The sequence below is a fragment of the uncultured Streptococcus sp. genome (assembly GCF_938036805.1).
GTDB lineage: Bacteria > Bacillota > Bacilli > Lactobacillales > Streptococcaceae > Streptococcus.
The window spans coordinates 1-17,180 of the sequence record NZ_CALHWC010000228.1 but is presented as its reverse complement, the minus strand read 5'-3'; the positions used below and the strand labels follow the sequence as shown (position 1 = coordinate 17,180).

At 43.4% G+C, this 17,180-nt stretch carries 17 protein-coding genes; 16 read left to right on the top strand and 1 reads right to left on the bottom strand.

Annotated features, from left to right (window positions below; all coding sequences use genetic code 11):
- From Q0191_RS10370 to Q0191_RS10295, 16 genes are all read left to right on the top strand, one after another.
- Window positions 1-382 (top strand): 2,3-bisphosphoglycerate-dependent phosphoglycerate mutase (locus tag Q0191_RS10370; RefSeq protein ID WP_297666171.1); only part of this gene is annotated, 382 nt, incomplete at its 5' end.
- 129 nt (window positions 383-511) lie between these two features.
- On the top strand, window positions 512-2,569 hold the full coding sequence (gene pbp2b / locus Q0191_RS10365) for a penicillin-binding protein PBP2B (RefSeq protein ID WP_297666170.1): 2,058 nt from the start codon (window positions 512-514) through the stop codon (window positions 2,567-2,569).
- A gap of 53 nt (window positions 2,570-2,622) precedes the next feature.
- Window positions 2,623-3,219, top strand: a complete 597-nt coding sequence (gene recR, locus Q0191_RS10360; protein WP_297666169.1) for a recombination mediator RecR — start codon at window positions 2,623-2,625, stop codon at window positions 3,217-3,219.
- Between the two features lie 148 nt (window positions 3,220-3,367).
- Entirely contained in the window at window positions 3,368-4,414 is a 1,047-nt protein-coding gene (locus Q0191_RS10355) for a D-alanine--D-alanine ligase (protein WP_297666168.1), read from the top strand.
- A 104-nt stretch (window positions 4,415-4,518) separates the two neighbouring features.
- A complete protein-coding gene (gene murF / locus Q0191_RS10350) occupies window positions 4,519-5,892 on the top strand; it encodes a UDP-N-acetylmuramoyl-tripeptide--D-alanyl-D-alanine ligase (RefSeq protein ID WP_297666167.1) in 1,374 nt (457 codons plus the stop codon).
- Window positions 5,893-6,010: 118 nt separating this feature from the next.
- Window positions 6,011-6,703, top strand: a complete 693-nt coding sequence (locus Q0191_RS10345) for a TIGR02206 family membrane protein (RefSeq protein WP_297666166.1) — start codon at window positions 6,011-6,013, stop codon at window positions 6,701-6,703.
- A gap of 108 nt (window positions 6,704-6,811) precedes the next feature.
- A complete protein-coding gene (locus Q0191_RS10340) occupies window positions 6,812-7,492 on the top strand; it encodes a TIGR02206 family membrane protein (RefSeq protein WP_297666165.1) in 681 nt (226 codons plus the stop codon).
- 295 nt (window positions 7,493-7,787) lie between these two features.
- Window positions 7,788-9,332 carry a peptide chain release factor 3 gene (locus Q0191_RS10335; protein WP_297666164.1) on the top strand — a complete coding sequence of 515 codons (1,545 nt, stop codon included), beginning with the start codon at window positions 7,788-7,790 and terminating at the stop codon, window positions 9,330-9,332.
- A 288-nt stretch (window positions 9,333-9,620) separates the two neighbouring features.
- Entirely contained in the window at window positions 9,621-10,532 is a 912-nt protein-coding gene (locus Q0191_RS10330; protein WP_297666163.1) for a magnesium transporter CorA family protein, read from the top strand.
- Between the two features lie 179 nt (window positions 10,533-10,711).
- On the top strand, window positions 10,712-11,605 hold the full coding sequence (locus Q0191_RS10325; RefSeq protein ID WP_125388048.1) for an ABC transporter ATP-binding protein: 894 nt from the start codon (window positions 10,712-10,714) through the stop codon (window positions 11,603-11,605).
- A complete protein-coding gene (locus tag Q0191_RS10320) occupies window positions 11,602-12,816 on the top strand; it encodes an ABC transporter permease (protein WP_297666162.1) in 1,215 nt (404 codons plus the stop codon). The genes Q0191_RS10325 and Q0191_RS10320 overlap by 4 nt, the downstream gene beginning before the upstream one ends.
- A 129-nt stretch (window positions 12,817-12,945) precedes the next feature.
- On the top strand, window positions 12,946-13,671 hold the full coding sequence (gene pyrH, locus Q0191_RS10315) for a UMP kinase (RefSeq protein WP_005589574.1): 726 nt from the start codon (window positions 12,946-12,948) through the stop codon (window positions 13,669-13,671).
- 18 nt (window positions 13,672-13,689) lie between these two features.
- The gene (gene frr / locus Q0191_RS10310) at window positions 13,690-14,247 is read left to right on the top strand and encodes a ribosome recycling factor (RefSeq protein WP_297666161.1); all 558 of its coding nucleotides are present in this window, start codon (window positions 13,690-13,692) and stop codon (window positions 14,245-14,247) included.
- 99 nt (window positions 14,248-14,346) lie between these two features.
- Window positions 14,347-15,201, top strand: coding sequence for an RNA-binding virulence regulatory protein CvfB (cvfB, locus tag Q0191_RS10305; protein WP_015604550.1), 855 nt, complete (start codon window positions 14,347-14,349; stop codon window positions 15,199-15,201).
- On the top strand, window positions 15,202-15,417 hold the full coding sequence (locus tag Q0191_RS10300; protein ID WP_005589581.1) for a YozE family protein: 216 nt from the start codon (window positions 15,202-15,204) through the stop codon (window positions 15,415-15,417).
- A 91-nt stretch (window positions 15,418-15,508) separates the two neighbouring features.
- Window positions 15,509-16,507 carry a PhoH family protein gene (locus Q0191_RS10295; RefSeq protein WP_297666160.1) on the top strand — a complete coding sequence of 333 codons (999 nt, stop codon included), beginning with the start codon at window positions 15,509-15,511 and terminating at the stop codon, window positions 16,505-16,507.
- Window positions 16,508-16,560: 53 nt separating this feature from the next.
- Here Q0191_RS10295 and Q0191_RS10290 read toward each other — a convergent pair.
- On the bottom strand, window positions 16,561-17,180 hold a 620-nt coding region (locus Q0191_RS10290; protein ID WP_297666159.1), incomplete at its 5' end, for a ribonucleotide-diphosphate reductase subunit beta.

Genomic DNA, 17,180 nt, shown 5'->3' with positions numbered 1-17,180 from the left:
ATTTGGTGATGAGCAAGTTCACATCTGGCGTCGTTCATACGATGTATTGCCTCCAAACATGGATCGTGATGATGAGCACTCAGCTCACACTGACCGTCGTTATGCTTCACTTGACGACTCAGTTATTCCAGATGCTGAAAACTTGAAAGTGACTTTGGAACGTGCCCTTCCATTCTGGGAAGACAAAATCGCTCCAGCACTTAAAGATGGTAAAAACGTATTCGTAGGAGCTCACGGTAACTCAATCCGTGCCCTTGTAAAACACATCAAACAATTGTCAGATGACGAAATCATGGACGTGGAAATCCCTAACTTCCCACCATTGGTATTCGAATTTGACGAAAAATTGAATGTAGTTGCTGAATACTACCTTGGAAAATAATTGATTATGAAGCTCTGCCTAGCAGGGCTTTTTCTCATTGTTGGAGAAAAATTCTTTTTCGATCCTTTTAGATTTCCATGCTTCATTGCTGGGGAAATGTGGTAAAATAAAAGATAGATTTTTACGAGGATGAGAGAGGAAATGTCTAAGAGAAAATTTAATAGTCATTCTATCACAGGCCGACTCTACCTTCTATTTGGAATTGTCGGAGCCTTATTTTTGGTGCTGATCGCTCGTCTGGGCTATATGCAGGTCGTCAATCAAGAATTTTATACAGATAAATTAGCTAAAGCAAGTAAAACGAAGATTAAATCGAGTTCGGTTCGTGGGCAGATCTATGACGCTTCAGGAAAGCCCTTGGTGGAAAATACAACCAAGCAAGTGGTGACCTTTACGCGAGACAATAAACTGACAGCAGAAGAAATCCGTGAAACAGCACAAAAGTTACTGCAATATGTGTCGGTGTCGGATCTAAAAGTGACCGAACGCCAAGAGGTTGACTATTATCTGGCGGACAATAAAGTTTACCGTGAAGTGGTTGAAAAATTACCCAAGGAAGATAAATTTGATACAGATGGCAATCGTCTACCTGAATCCAAGATTTATAAAGCGGCGGTAGAGAGTATTGATCCAAGCCAACTAGGCTATACAGATGAGGAAAAGAAGATTATTGCTCTGTTTAGCCAGATGAATGCAGTGCCAAACTTTTCAACAGGGACGATTCAGACGGATGATTTGACGACGGAGCAGGTTGCTACGATTGCGTCCATCGGCAAAGAGCTTCCGGGTATTAGTATTTCAACCAGCTGGAACCGAAAAGTCTTGGAAACATCGCTGGCTTCGATTGTCGGTCATATCTCGACCGAAAAAACGGGTCTGCCAGCCGAGGAAGCAGATGACTATGTCAAGAAGGGCTATTCTCTGAATGACCGAGTGGGAATTTCTTATCTGGAAAAAGAGTATGAGTCTGTTTTGCAAGGAAAACGAGCGGAAAAAGAAATTCGGCTGGACAAAAATGGGAATATGGAGAGTGTTGAGACCATTTCCGAAGGCAGCAAGGGAAATAACCTGAAGCTAACGGTGGATCTGAGCTTTCAGCAGGGAGTTGAGGATATTCTCAGAAATGCCTTTAATATGGAGTTAGCCAAAGGCAATGCTACCTATTCAGAAGGTGTCTATGCCGTGGCTATGGATCCCAATACGGGATCAATCTTGGCGCTGGCTGGTGTTAAGCATGATCTGGAAACAGGCGAAATCTCGGCGGATGCGCTGGGTACCGTTACAAATGTCTTTGTTCCTGGTTCTGTCGTCAAGGCGGCTACCTTAACCGCTGGTTGGCAGTACGGAGCCATTTCAGGAAATCAATCCTTGGTCGATCAGCCGATTCTTTTCGCGGGTTCTGCTCCCATCAATTCTTGGTTTACGGCCTATGGTTCACGTTCTATTACGGCGGTGGAGGCTCTGGAATATTCGTCTAATACCTATATGGTTCAGGTAGCCCTAAATATGCTGGGGACTCCGTATAGCCCAAATATGGCCTTAGGAACCAACAACGTCAATGCTTCAATGAAAAAACTCCGTTCGACTTTTGCAGAATATGGTCTAGGGACTGAGACAGGGATTGATTTACCGACAGAATCTACAGGCTATATTCCCAAAAACTTCACAGTCAGCAATTATATTACGGATGCTTTTGGTCAGTTTGATAACTACACACCACTTCAGTTGGCTCAATATGCGTCGACGGTAGCCAATAACGGCAAACGGGTAGCTCCGCATCTGGTTGAAGGCATTTACGCCAACAATGACCAAGGTGGACTGGGAGACTTGATTGAGAAGAAGGAAACAAAAGAACTAAATCAGGTTAATATTTCCGAGGAAAATATGGCTCTGATAAAACAAGGTTTCTATCAGGTGGTCAATGGATGGAGTGGCTTTACAACTGGACGGACGATTGCGCAGGGCGCTATGGTTTCTATCAGTGCCAAAACAGGGACTGCCGAAACTTTTGTCAACGGTGGCACATCTGCTATCAACACCAATGTCGTATCCTATGCACCAAGCGATAATCCTAAAATAGCTGTAGCCGTGGTATTTCCGCACAATACTGACCTTTCCTCAACGGTCAGCCACAGTATTACCCGTGATATTATTAACCTTTATAATCAACAGCACCCTATGAATTAGAAAGGAAAAGCAGTAGAATCAGATCAAGATTTTACTGCTCAACGATTACTATAATGCTTTATCCAACTCCTATCGCTAAATTGATTGATAGCTTTTCCAAACTGCCGGGGATCGGCATCAAGACAGCTACTCGTCTGGCCTTTTATACCATCGGGATGAGTGACGATGATGTCAATGAATTCGCCAAAAATCTACTAGCTGCCAAGCGTGAGCTGACTTACTGCTCTATCTGTGGCAATCTGACGGACGATGATCCTTGTGCTATCTGTACGGATCAAACGCGCGATCAGACTGTGATTTTGATCGTTGAGGATAGTCGCGATGTGTCTGCCATGGAAAATATCCAAGAATACCACGGCCTTTATCATGTTCTTCACGGCCTCATCTCCCCTATGAACGGTGTAGGACCAGATGACATCAACCTTAAGAGTCTCTTGACTCGCTTGATGGACAACCAAGTGACGGAAGTGATTGTGGCTACCAATGCAACGGCTGACGGAGAAGCGACTTCTATGTATATTTCGCGGGTCCTCAAGCCTGCAGGTATCAAGGTGACTCGATTGGCCCGCGGACTGGCTGTCGGCGCTGATATCGAATACGCAGACGAAGTGACCCTGCTCCGAGCGATTGAAAATCGGACAGAATTGTAAGATGAAAGAAAGATTTCCTGCTGAAAAACAGCTTTGGAAGTCTTTTTTCTATTCAAAAATGCGGGGAAATATGATATACTGAAACAGTCTAAAAAGAAGATGGGGCAACCCAAAATGAACTTATAGCTAGAAATGTTAGGATAAGATAATGGTCAAACAAACCTTGATTTTACTATACGGTGGCCGCAGCGCTGAGCGAGAAGTTTCAGTCTTGTCGGCTGAGAGTGTCATGCGAGCTATCAACTATGACAAATTTTCTGTCAAGACTTATTTCATCACAAAAGCTGGCGATTTTATCAAAACGCAGGAATTTACAGAAAAACCAGCTACAGATGAAAAGCTCATGACCAATGCAACGGTTGATCTTTCACAGCAAGTCAAACCGAGTGACATTTATGAGGAAAATGCAGTTGTCTTTCCTGTTCTTCATGGACCTATGGGCGAGGATGGCTCTATCCAAGGCTTTCTTGAAGTGCTGCGCCTTCCTTATGTGGGCTGCAATATCTTGTCTTCCAGTGTTGCCATGGACAAAATCACTACCAAACGTATTCTGGAATCTGCTGGAATCCCACAGGTTCCTTATGTAGCAGTGATTGAGGGTGAAAATCTGGAAGAAAAAATTGCCGAAATCGAAGAAAAATTGACTTATCCGATTTTTACCAAACCGTCTAACATGGGCTCTAGTGTCGGTATTTCTAAGTCTGATAATCAAGAGGAGCTGCGGGCAGCATTGGATTTGGCCTTCAAGTACGACAGCCGTGTCTTGGTTGAGCAGGGAGTCAATGCGCGTGAGATTGAGGTTGGTCTCTTAGGAAATTATGACGTTAAGAGTACCTTGCCGGGCGAAGTGGTCAAAGATGTGGCTTTCTACGACTATGAAGCCAAGTATATTGACAATAAGATTACCATGGATATTCCTGCAAAAATCTCAGACGAGGTTATTTCAGTCATGCGTACGAATGCTGAGACAGCCTTTCGTGCCTTGGGCGGACAGGGATTGGCTCGCTGTGATTTCTTTTACACCGAAGAGGGGGACATCTTCCTCAATGAGCTCAACACCATGCCTGGATTTACCCAATGGTCTATGTATCCCCTGCTCTGGGAAAATATGGGACTGCCTTATTCTGAGTTGATTGAGAAATTGGTAAATCTAGCTGAAGAGGCTTTTGCTAAGAGAGAAGCGCATCTTTTATAATTATGATATAATGGAGGGACTGAGATGACAGACTGAACTTTTAATATTTAGTCTGGCCTCAATCCCTTCTTTTTGGGGAAAAAGCGTAAAAATGAGTTAAAAATATGAAATTAGATTTATATGAAATAGCAGAAGTCTTGGCTGCCAAAAATGATGTCAGTCAGTTTGAAAATGTGACTTTTAGAAATGCTGAATTTGACAGCCGTTTGATTGAGACGGGGGATCTTTTTATCCCGCTCAAGGGGGCGCGTGACGGCCATGACTTTATCGCGACAGCCTTCGCTCAGGGAGCTGCGGCTACCTTGTCTGAGCGTCCAGTAGCAGAAGGACCTTATGTCTTGGTCGATGATGTGCTAGCGGCCTTTCAAGGCTTGGCTCAATACTATCTGGAAAAGACAGGTGTAGATGTGCTCGCTGTGACAGGCTCCAATGGGAAGACCACGACCAAGGATATGCTGGCTCAGCTATTGGCTACTAGCTACAAAACCTATAAAACTCAAGGAAACTATAATAATGAAATCGGTCTGCCCTACACGGTGCTCCACATGCCAGATGACACAGAAAAGCTAGTTTTGGAAATGGGTCAGGACCACTTGGGGGATATCCATCTTCTGTCTGAAATTGCCAAGCCAAAGACTGGCATTGTGACCTTGATTGGTGAAGCTCATTTAGAATTTTTCGGAAGCCGTACAGAGATTGCTAAAGGTAAGATGCAGATTGCGGATGGCATGAAGAAAGGTGGCCTGCTCTTGGCTCCGGCTGATAAGATCGTCAATGATTTTCTGCCAGACCAGCAAAAAGTAGTTCGCTTTGGTCCCGATGCAGATATTTGTCTGACTCGTCTAGAAGAGCGCAAGGATAATTTGACCTTTGAAGCGAATTTTCTGGAGCAGGCGATTGACTTACCTGTGACTGGCAAATACAATGCGACCAACGCCATGATCGCCTCTTACGTAGCCTTGCAAGAGGGTGTCAGTGAGTCGGCGATTCGTCAGGCTTTTGCCCAGCTGGAATTGACCCGCAATCGAACCGAGTGGAAGAAGGCGGCTAATGGGGCCGATATCCTGTCAGATGTCTACAATGCTAATCCAACAGCCATGCGCTTGATTCTTGAGACCTTCTCAACGATTCCAGCCACTCAAGGCGGCCGCAAGGCTGCAGTCTTAGCCGATATGAAGGAGCTGGGAGCTGACTCCAAGCTGATGCACGGAGCCATGATTACCAGTCTTAACCCTGAGATTATTACTGACCTTTTCCTCTATGGAGAGGATATGGAAGCCCTCTACGTCTATGCTCGGGAAATCTACCCACCAAATCGAGTGCATTATTTTGTTAAAAATGCTGACAAGGATCAATTTGAAGATTTGGCCAAGACCGTTAAGACTTGGTTGCAATCAGCCGACCAAATCTTGCTCAAGGGCAGTAATTCAATGAAGTTGGATAAACTAGTGGAGGCCTTGGAGCATGTGGACAACTGATATTTCCTCTAGTCTAGATAGACAACTGAAAAACTTTTTGAAAAGAAATGAAGGACTTTGCTAGGAAGAACAAGCTCAGTGTCTTTAAAAATTATGTATTAGGATGAAAATTTGAAAGATGAATTTACTAGATTTTTTTACTAGTCACAAAACAGAACCGCCTGTGATGACGCCTTTTGCTTATATTCTGCTCATGATGAGCCTAGTGTCCGTCATCTATGTTGCTAGTCGTTATTTTGAGCAAAAGAAAGTGCAGACTTTTTTTAGAGTTGCCCAAATTGTGCAATTAGTCTCTTTGTATGGCTGGTACTTGGCTATTCAGGAGCCTTTGTCGGAGAGTCTCCCCTTATACCATTGCCGAGTCGCTATGTTTGCTGTCTTGCTACTGCCAGATAAAGTAGCCTATAAGCAATATTTTGCCTTATTGGGAGTATTTGGACCGATTTGCGCCATTGTTTATCCGATTTTGGATCCCTATTCATTTCCGCATATCACGCTATTTTCGTTTTTCATCGGTCATTTGGCTTTGTTAGGCAATTCGATTATCTACCTGATGAAGCATTATGATAGATTTAATCTGTCCTATCGACGTATCATAGAAATTACCTTTGGCTTAGATTTCCTCATCTTGCTTGGAAATATTGCATTCGGAGGAAACTACGGTTTCTTAAAGGATCCGCCTCTGGTGGGGGATCATGGTATGCTTGGGAATTATATGATCGTGTCTGTGGTCTTAGCGACGGCCTTGCTTCTATTTTCTTACTTGTTCAAAGAAATGAAGGAAAGACAGACAGAGCGATTGACTCAATAAAGATTGGAAGAGGAAATGATTTCTCTAGCAACTAGGAAAATTCTGCCTAGATTTTCAATCTGACTGGGAGTTTGAACATACAGATTTTAGAAGTAGAAAGGAAACTGGATGCATCATTTTTTGACTACCAACCAAACTGAACCACCCTTTGTTTCAGCTTTGGCCTACTCTTTGATGATGGCATTGCTTTTGCTGTCTGTCTACGCATCGATAAAATACCATAAGAATCCTAGCTTTATCAAAAGCATGAAAATTCTTCAGTTGTGCCAACTGGTAGTTCTTTATAGTTGGTATGTGGGTTTTCAGCTTCCTCTGGCAAATAGTCTGCCTCTGTACCATTGCCGTTTGGCCATGTTTGCGGTGGTCTTTCTGCCAGATAAATGGCCTAGCAAGCAGTATTTCGCCCTCTTAGGAGCCAGCGGAGCAGTCTTTGCACTTGGCTATCCAGTCTTTGATCCTTATGATTTCCCACACATTACCAGCTTTTCTTTCCTGATTGGTCACTATGCGCTCTTAGTCAATTCCCTTATTTATCTGATGAATCACTACGACAAGACCCAACTCAAGAAATACATGATTGTTCTCTATACTTTTGTGCTCGATGCCTTTCTTGTCGGCGTCAATCAAGTGACGGGTGGAAATTACGGTCTGCTAAAAAGCCCACCTTTTATCAGTCAGCACAATCTTTTAGTAAAATATCTAGCTGTGTCGATTATTTTGTCCGCTACCTTGCTTCTTTTTGATGAAGTATTTAAGAAACGGTGGAAAAAACAACTGGAAATTGTTTAATATTGAATGTTATAGCTCCTGTCAAGTTTATTTGGCAGGACTTTTCTTTAAATCTTACTTTAATCTTAATCTATGTAATTTTTATCTTTAGCAGTGTCATTGTCAGATTTTAAGACAAGTTAGCCAAATATAAAGAATAGAATCGCTGGAAAGGGCGATTTTTATCTTTCTTATATAATTGAAAAAAAGCGCTAAATCCGCTATAATAGGTAGGTTGAAAGGATTAGAATATTCCAATGTAAAATAAAAAATACTGACATTCACCATTATCCTAAAATGAAAGAAAGAGAAGAAGATGACTTTACAAGAAGAAATTAAGAAACGCCGCACCTTTGCCATTATTTCCCACCCGGACGCGGGGAAAACAACCATCACTGAGCAGTTGCTCTACTTTGGAGGCGAGATTCGTGAGGCTGGTACTGTAAAAGGAAAGAAAACAGGGACTTTTGCCAAGTCTGACTGGATGGATATCGAGAAACAACGTGGAATTTCGGTAACTTCATCTGTTATGCAATTTGACTACGATGGCAAACGCGTGAACATCCTAGACACACCAGGGCACGAGGACTTCTCAGAAGATACCTATCGGACCTTGATGGCGGTGGATGCTGCGGTCATGGTCGTGGATTCTGCCAAGGGTATCGAGGCCCAAACCAAGAAATTGTTTGAAGTTGTTAAACACCGTGGTATTCCAGTCTTTACCTTTATGAATAAGCTGGACCGTGACGGACGTGAGCCACTGGACCTCTTGCAAGAGTTGGAAGAAGTCTTGGGGATTGCGAGCTACCCGATGAACTGGCCAATCGGGATGGGGAAAGCCTTTGAAGGCTTGTACGACCTCTATAACCAACGCTTGGAGCTCTATAAAGGGGATGAGCGTTTTGCTAGTCTGGAAGATGGCGATAAACTCTTTGCTAGCAACCCATTCTATGAACAAGTAAAAGATGATATTGAGCTTTTGAAGGAAGCAGGAAATGAGTTCTCAGAGGAAGCTATTTTAGCTGGTGAGCTAACTCCTGTCTTCTTTGGCTCAGCCTTGACTAACTTTGGAGTGCAGACCTTCCTTGAGACCTTCCTCAAGTTTGCGCCAGAACCGCATGGTCACAAGAAGACAGATGGCGAAATTGTGGATCCTTATGATAAGGATTTCTCAGGATTTGTCTTTAAAATCCAAGCCAACATGGATCCTCGTCACCGAGACCGTATCGCTTTTGTCCGTATCGTATCGGGTGAATTTGAGCGTGGCATGAGTGTCAACCTGCCTCGTACTGGTAAGACTGCCAAACTGTCGAATGTTACTCAGTTTATGGCGGAAAGTCGTGAGAATGTAACCAATGCCGTAGCAGGAGATATTATCGGAGTTTACGATACCGGTACTTATCAAGTTGGGGACACCTTGACGGTTGGAAAAAATAAGTTTGAATTTGAACCATTGCCCACCTTTACACCTGAGATTTTCATGAAAGTTTCTGCTAAGAACGTCATGAAGCAAAAATCCTTCCACAAGGGGATTGAGCAGTTGGTTCAAGAGGGAGCCATTCAGCTTTATAAGAATTACCAAACAGGCGAGTACATGCTGGGCGCCGTCGGCCAACTCCAGTTTGAAGTCTTTAAACACCGCATGGAAGGCGAGTACAATGCAGAAGTGGTTATGAGCCCAATGGGTAAAAAGACAGTTCGTTGGATCAAGCCAGAGGACTTAGACGAGCGCATGTCCTCAAGTCGCAATATCTTGGCCAAGGACCGTTTCGACCAACCAGTCTTCCTCTTTGAAAATGACTTTGCCCTCCGCTGGTTTGCGGATAAATATCCAGATGTAGAGTTAGAAGAGAAGATGTAGATCGCCAAAGTTACTTGATTGTGTAACAATCTAAGTAACTAACGCCAAGTTTCTATGGAACTTGGCTAGGCGCTCCACTAGTAAAGTTTTACGAATATTATCGATTCGTAAAACTTTCCGTCGTAACGGGTAGTGAGAGGCCTAGCTACCTGCCTTACACTTATGTTTAGAAAATAATATCGATTTGTTTGGTTATTGTCAGGATATAGGAGCTTTGGCTATGGGGCTAAGTGTGGGCATTATGTATGAACTATTAGACAATCATTCTAGATCGCAGAAAGGAGTTCTATGTTTCTGGAAAGAAAACTAAAAGACCAATCTATCTGGATCAACATTGACTCAGATGATGTTAAAAAGAATGGACAGATTTATCAGGATTATAATATCGACCTTGAAACTATCGAGTATGCGCTGGATAAAAACGAGCGAGCTCACATGGACTACAATCGTGAGAATGGAACGGTTCTTTTCATCTATAATGTGCTGAATTTAGCGACAGAGAAGGACTACTATGAGACCATTCCGATGACTTTTGTGGTTCAGCAGGATCGTCTCATCACCATCAGCAATCAAGACAATGCCTATGTGGTTGATATCATGAAGGCCTACACGGAGCATCATGAGCCTGTGTCAGTCTATAAGTTTCTTTTTGCCAGTCTAGAGTTGATTTCCAATTCCTATTATCCGGTCATTGAGCAGATGGACAAGCGAAAGGATGAGCTAAACAGACTTTTGCGTCAGAAGACCACCAAAAAGCATCTGTTTGCCCTCTCGGACTTAGAAACCTCCATGGTCTACCTAGTAGCGGCATCCAAGCAAAATAGTATACTTTTAGAGCATATCAAGAGCCATGCTGTTTATCGTGGCTTTGATGAACTAGAAACCGAGCAGTTTGAAGATGCCATGATTGAGGCACGTCAGCTGGTTTCAATGACGGATTTGATTGCTCAGGTTCTTAGCCAGCTTTCGGGCTCCTACAATAACATCCTGAACAACAATCTGAATGATAATTTGACTGTCTTGACTATTATTTTGGTTCTTCTGGCAGTCCTAGCAGTCATCACTGGCTTCTTCGGTATGAATGTACCCCTGCCTTTGTCAGATGATAAAAATGCTTGGCTTTATATTATCATCATTAGCTTTGTTCTCTGGACTCTTCTGACCAAGCTCCTCAACTGGGTGGTCAATAAAGAGCGATGAATAAAATACATTGAATGAATGAGGTTTTCGAGCCTCATTTTTTGTGGTATTAGCTGGAGCGGATTTCTTATTCTATTTATGAAAAATAGAGAGAAAATTTCTTGTATAGTAGGACAAAAAGATGAAAAACTGCTTTCAAAGTAGTATAATAATCTTAGTATCATAATAGGAGGTTTCGTATGCTTCATGTAGAAAAACTAGAAAAAAGTTTTGGGCAAAAGCAAGTCTTGTTCGGTATTGATTTTGAAGCCCAGCCGGGGCATATCCTTGGTTTAATTGGGAAAAACGGTGCTGGGAAAACAACGATTTTTCACAGTATTTTGCGCTTCCTAGACTATAGTGGAGAGATTCGTTTCGAGGGGCAGGCGATTGAGCAGGAGACCTATAGCAGGATTGGCTATCTGCCTGAGGAAAGAAGCCTGATGCCCAAGCTGACGGTCTTTGAACAAGTGCGCTATCTGGCAAATCTAAAGGGTGTGCCGACAGCTGTTGTCAAAGAAAAACTGCCCCAATGGATGGAAAAGCTTCAGGTCAAGGGAAAATTAACCGACAAAATCAAGAGCTTGTCTAAGGGGAACCAGCAAAAGGTTCAGCTGATTATCACGCTCCTGCATGAGCCAGACTTGATTATTTTAGATGAGCCTTTCAGCGGTCTGGATCCTGTCAATACTGAAATCCTGAAAGAAGTCATTATTGAAGAGAAAAAGCGCGGAGCGACGATTATCTTCTCGGATCATGTCATGACAAATGTGGAAGAGCTGTGTGATGATGTCTTAATGATTCGTGACGGGCAAGTGGTTCTCAATGGGGATGTGCAGGCAGTCCGCAACCAATATGGCAAGACTCGTCTTTTCGTTTCAAGTGACTTGTCTCAGGCTGAATTAGAAGCCCTGCCCCATGTTGTTAAGGCGACGCAGACCAAGCAAGGTATCTGGAAATTGATTTTGGATGACGAAACAGCTGGTCCTGAATTGTTTGATCGCTTGACTCAGGGAAGCTATGTGGCAACTTTTGACCAGCAGGCACCGACAATTGATGAAATTTTCAAATTAGAATCAGGGGTGGAAGTATGAAACAAATGTTAATCGTAATCAAAGAAACCTACCTGCGTCATGTCAAATCTTGGAGTTTTGTCTTTATGGTCTTGTCTCCATTTCTCTTTCTTGGGTTGAGCTTGGGGATTGGTTATCTGCAGGGGAGCTCTATGGCCTCTTCAAAAAAGGTGGCAGTGCTAACCCAGCTTGATTCTGTCAGAGAAGTGTTAAGAGCTGAAGATCAGCTGAGTTTTCAGTACAAAGATGAAGCAGCAGCCAAGCAGGCTGTAAAAGATAAGAAAATCGCAGGCTATCTGACGATTGAGGAAAAAGACGGACAGCTCTCTGCCACCTACTATGCAGAAACCAGCATGAACGCTGCAACGAAAATGGCTCTGTCCAATTCCCTTATTCAGGTCCAGCAGGCTTTAAACTTGGCTCAGGCCAATTTATCAGCTGAGCAGAGTCAGATTCTTGCGCGGACAGTCCAGTTTGAAGAAAAAATTGATGAAAATAAAGAAAGTAAGAAGATGGTTCAGACCTTTGCTGCAATAGGGCTGGGCTTCCTGCTCTATATGATTTTGATTACTTATGCCAGCGTTACTGCCCAAGATGTGGCCAGTGAAAAGGGCACAAAAATCATGGAAGTCATCTTCTCCAGTATTAAGGCGACGGATTATTTCTATGCCCGTATGATTGGGATTTTTGCGGTGATTCTTAGCCATCTAGGTATTTATGTTCTTGGTGGACTGGCAGCCTTTCTCTTTGCGGACAGGATTCCACTTGTATCTCAAGTCTTGAAGAGCAATCCGGCCATTCAGCAGTATATCGGAGAAGCTGTGTCTTTGAATACCCTAGCTTTTGTAGCTGTTAGCATCTTTATGTATGTCGTTTTGTCGGCCTTTCTTGGCTCCATGGTGGCTCGACCAGAAGATACAGGAAAAGTCCTTTCGCCAGTTATCATGTTGATTTTAGTCGGCTTCATGGGAGTTTCAGCTTTAGGGACAGCAGGAGATAATGTGATTTTGAAGGTTGGTTCCTATCTTCCTTTCATCTCAACCTTTTTCATGCCTTTTCGAGCTATCAATGGTTATGCGACCAGCTTGGAAGCTTGGATTTCTCTAAGTATTACAGTTGCTTTTGCGGTTATGATGACAGTTTTCATCGGGCGAATCTACTCCAGTCTTGTCTTGCAGACGGATGATTTGGGAGCTTGGAAAACCTTCAAACGTGCTTTAAAATACAAATAAATCACAACTTCACTGGAGTCATCTGGTGAAGTTTTCTTTTTGTATTTTAATTTAATATTTTGAATAATAGGGCTAGGTAAAAAGTGGAATTTATGGTAAAATAGTACAGATAAAACAAGGAGTAGAAAAATGGTAGAACCTAAATATAAGCGTATTTTGATTAAACTATCTGGAGAAGCTTTGGCTGGCGAAAAAGGTGTAGGTATCAATATCGCCACTGTTCAAAAAATGGCTGAAGAAATCAAGGAAGTCCATGAACTGGGCATTCAAATTGCTTTGGTTATCGGTGGTGGTAATCTTTGGCGAGGCGAGCCAGCAGCAGAAGCAGGCATGGATCGCGTTCAAGCGGACTATACTGGCATGTTGGGGACAGTCATGAATGCACTTGTAATGGCAGATTCTCTGCAACAAGTGGGCGTTGACACTCGCGTTCAAACCGCAATTGCGATGCAGCAGGTAGCTGAGCCTTATATTCGTGGACGTGCTCTTCGTCACTTGGAAAAAGGTCGGATCGTTATTTTCGGTGCTGGTATTGGTTCACCATATTTCTCAACAGATACGACTGCTGCTCTGCGGGCTGCGGAAATTGAGGCAGATGCTATCCTCATGGCTAAAAATGGTGTGGATGGGGTCTACAATGCCGATCCAAACAAGGATAAAACGGCTGTTAAGTTTGATGAATTGACCCACCGTGACGTCATCAACAAAGGTTTGCGTATCATGGACTCGACTGCTTCTACCCTTTCTATGGACAATGATATTGACCTAGTCGTCTTCAATATGAATGAACCTGGCAATATCAAACGAGTAGTCTTTGGCGAGCAAATCGGGACAACTGTCTCAAATAATTTATAAAAATCAGGAGAAAAGAAAATGGCAAATGCAATTGTAGAAAAAGCAAAAGAAAGAATGACCCAGTCGCACCAAAGCTTGGCGCGTGAATTTGGTAGCATCCGTGCAGGTCGCGCTAATGCTAGCCTTTTGGATCGTATCCATGTGGAATACTATGGAGTAGAGACACCGCTTAACCAACTCTCTTCTATCACAATTCCAGAAGCGCGTGTTCTTTTAGTGACACCTTTTGACAAGTCTTCTATCAAGGATATCGAGCGTGCGATCAATGCCTCTGACTTAGGTATCACACCATCTAGCGACGGATCTGTCATTCGTTTGGTTATTCCAGCTCTGACAGAGGAAACTCGTCGTGAATTGGCTAAAGAAGTGAAAAAAGTCGGTGAAAATGCTAAGGTTGCGATTCGTAACATCCGCCGCGACGCGATGGACGAAGCTAAGAAGCAGGAAAAAGCTAAGGAAATCACTGAAGATGAATTGAAGATTCTTGAAAAGGATATTCAAAAGGTCACTGATGATGCAGTGAAGCATATCGATGATATGACAGCGAATAAGGAAAAAGAACTTCTAGAAGTTTAATATTTTAGCAGAATCAAAACTCAGTTGGCTTTGGCTGACTGAGTTGTTTTAACATTAAAATCCTTGCGATTTGAAGAAGCAAGGTAGAAATAGGACTATATGAATACAAATCTTGCTAGCTTCATCGTGGGGATTATTACAGATGAAAACGATCGGTTTTACTTTGTTCAGAAGGACGGACAGACTTATGCGCTTTCTAAGGAAGAGGGACCGCATGAGCTCGGTCAATCTGTCAAGGGCTTTGCTTACAGCGATATGAAGCAGAAGCTTCGCCTAACGACTCTTGAAGTCACAGCGACCCAAGAACAGTTTGGTTGGGGAACAGTGACGGAGGTTCGCAAGGATCTGGGCGTCTTTGTCGATACCGGTCTGCCAGATAAGCAAATCGTGGTGTCACTAGACATCTTGCCAGAAATCAAGGAACTCTGGCCAAAAAAGGGCGACCGCCTCTATATTCGTCTGGATGTGGATAAGAAAGACCGCATCTGGGGACAGCTGGCCTATCAGGAGGACTTCCAGCGCTTGGCTCGTCCTGCCTACAATAACATGCAGAATCAAAATTGGCCAGCCATCGTTTATCGCCTCAAGCTTTCTGGTACCTTTGTCTACCTGCCAGAGAATAATATGCTGGGCTTTATCCATCCAAGCGAGCGTTATGCAGAGCCACGTCTGGGGCAGGTCTTGGATGCACGAGTAATTGGCTTCCGTGAAGTAGACCGCACCCTTAACCTCTCCCTCAAGCCTCGCTCCTTTGAAATGCTGGAAAACGATGCCCAGATGATCCTGACCTATCTGGAGAGCAATGGCGGCTTCATGACTTTGAACGATAAATCTTCACCAGACGACATTAAGGCTACCTTTGGCATTTCCAAAGGCCAGTTTAAAAAAGCTCTGGGTGGGCTGATGAAAGCTGGTAAAATCAAGCAAGATCCGACTGGAACGGAGTTGGTTTAAATGAGAAAATCTTTTTACAGCTGGCTGATGACGGAGCGCAATCCTAAAAGTAATAAGCCCAAAGCTATTTTGGCGGATTTGGCATTTCAGGATACGGCCTTTCCCAAGCACACGGATGATTTTGATGAGGTCAGCCGTTTTCTGGAGGAGCATGCAAATTTTTCCTTTAACTTGGGGGAGTTTGATGCTATTTGGGAAGAGTATCAGGCCCATTAAGTGGATAATGGCTAGGGATAGTCATTTTCTGCTTGCTTTGATATAATAAAGGTAATTCATTCAAAAATTTTAAAATAGAGAGGTTCTTTGTTTGCAGGAACATTCAGTAGAATTAAAACTGGGTCATCCAGATGATGCCTTTCATCTCTTTGGCTCTAATGAACGTCATCTGCGCTTGATGGAGCAGGAATTGAAGGTAACCATCCATGCCCGAACCGAGATTGTGCAGATTTTGGGTACGGAGGCTGCCTGCGAGGAGACTCGACAGGTCATTCAGGCTCTCTTGGTCTTGGTCAATCGTGGCATGACAGTCGGTACGCCCGATGTGGTAACAGCCATTACCATGGTCAAAAATGATGAAATTGATAAGTTTGTAGCTCTTTACGAAGAAGAGATTATCAAGGATAGCTATGGCAAGCCAATTCGGGTCAAGACACTTGGTCAAAAAATCTATGTGGACAGTGTTAAAAATCATGATATTGTCTTTGGTATCGGTCCAGCCGGAACAGGGAAGACCTTTCTGGCGGTGACTTTGGCGGTGACAGCTCTCAAACGTGGGCAGGTTAAGCGAATCATTCTGACACGGCCAGCTGTGGAAGCTGGTGAGAGTTTGGGCTTTCTGCCTGGTGACCTTAAGGAAAAGGTGGATCCATATCTGCGACCGGTCTATGATGCCCTGTATCAGATTTTGGGCAAGGACCAGACGACACGCCTTATGGAGCGAGAAATCATTGAGATTGCACCCCTAGCCTATATGCGGGGGCGGACGCTGGATGATGCCTTTGTGATTCTGGATGAGGCTCAGAATACCACCATCATGCAGATGAAGATGTTTCTGACACGGCTGGGCTTTCAGTCCAAGATGATTGTCAATGGAGACATTAGCCAGATTGACCTGCCTCGCAATGTTAAGTCCGGCCTCATTGATGCTCAAGAGAAATTAAAGAACATCTCCCAGATTGATTTTGTCCATTTCTCAGCTAAGGATGTGGTTCGTCATCCAGTGGTGGCGCAGATTATCCGTGCCTATGAACCGCCGGCTCCTAAGAAAGAGGATAGTGAAATAGCTGAGGACGAAAGCACTAGCTGATAAAAAAACGACTAACTTATTCATCAAGTTAGTCGTTTTCTAGTGTTTTCACATTATTTGGTTAAACCGTAATTATAGTCATCATCTTGCATGGCTTCAACTTCACCAAGAAGGTAACCATTTCCGACTTGAGAGAAGAAGTCGTGGTTGGATGTTCCTGTTGAAATTCCGTTCATGACAATTGGATTGACATCATCTGCTGAATCTGGGAAGAGGGGATCTTGTCCGAGGTTCATGAGAGCCTTATTGGCATTGTAGCGAAGGAAGGTTTTGACTTCTTCGGTCCAACCAACACCGTCATAGAGGCTTTCTGTATAGCCTTCTTCATTTTCGTAGAGGGTGTAGAGCAGGTCGTACATCCATTCTTTGAGTTTTTCTTGCTCTTCTTCAGGCAATTCATTAAAACCAAGTTGGAATTTGTAACCAATATAAGTTCCGTGAACCGATTCATCACGGATGATCAGTTTGATGATTTCCGCAACGTTGGCCAACTTGTTGTTACCAAGATAGTAGAGGGGAGTAAAGAAACCAGAGTAGAAGAGGAAGGTTTCAAGGAAGACGCTGGCAACTTTCTTTTCAAGTGGGCTACCATTGAGGTAGATTTCATTGATAATTTCAGCTTTTCTTTGTAGGTAGGGGTTAGTGTTGGTCCATTCAAAGATTTCTTCGATTT

What these genes read in the sequence shown, in the direction of transcription:
- Q0191_RS10300 (WP_005589581.1), top strand. Translation starts at nt 15,202, where the DNA reads ATGAGAAAATCTTTTTACAGCTGGCTGATGACGGAGCGCAATCCTAAA.
- murF (WP_297666167.1), top strand. Translation starts at nt 4,519, where the DNA reads ATGAAATTAGATTTATATGAAATAGCAGAAGTCTTGGCTGCCAAAAAT.
- pbp2b (WP_297666170.1), top strand. Translation starts at nt 512, where the DNA reads ATGAGAGAGGAAATGTCTAAGAGAAAATTTAATAGTCATTCTATCACA.
- frr (WP_297666161.1), top strand. Translation starts at nt 13,690, where the DNA reads ATGGCAAATGCAATTGTAGAAAAAGCAAAAGAAAGAATGACCCAGTCG.
- Q0191_RS10355 (WP_297666168.1), top strand. Translation starts at nt 3,368, where the DNA reads ATGGTCAAACAAACCTTGATTTTACTATACGGTGGCCGCAGCGCTGAG.
- Q0191_RS10330 (WP_297666163.1), top strand. Translation starts at nt 9,621, where the DNA reads ATGTTTCTGGAAAGAAAACTAAAAGACCAATCTATCTGGATCAACATT.
- Q0191_RS10325 (WP_125388048.1), top strand. Translation starts at nt 10,712, where the DNA reads ATGCTTCATGTAGAAAAACTAGAAAAAAGTTTTGGGCAAAAGCAAGTC.
- Q0191_RS10320 (WP_297666162.1), top strand. Translation starts at nt 11,602, where the DNA reads ATGAAACAAATGTTAATCGTAATCAAAGAAACCTACCTGCGTCATGTC.
- Q0191_RS10345 (WP_297666166.1), top strand. Translation starts at nt 6,011, where the DNA reads ATGAATTTACTAGATTTTTTTACTAGTCACAAAACAGAACCGCCTGTG.
- cvfB (WP_015604550.1), top strand. Translation starts at nt 14,347, where the DNA reads ATGAATACAAATCTTGCTAGCTTCATCGTGGGGATTATTACAGATGAA.
- pyrH (WP_005589574.1), top strand. Translation starts at nt 12,946, where the DNA reads ATGGTAGAACCTAAATATAAGCGTATTTTGATTAAACTATCTGGAGAA.
- Q0191_RS10335 (WP_297666164.1), top strand. Translation starts at nt 7,788, where the DNA reads ATGACTTTACAAGAAGAAATTAAGAAACGCCGCACCTTTGCCATTATT.
- recR (WP_297666169.1), top strand. Translation starts at nt 2,623, where the DNA reads ATGCTTTATCCAACTCCTATCGCTAAATTGATTGATAGCTTTTCCAAA.
- Q0191_RS10340 (WP_297666165.1), top strand. Translation starts at nt 6,812, where the DNA reads ATGCATCATTTTTTGACTACCAACCAAACTGAACCACCCTTTGTTTCA.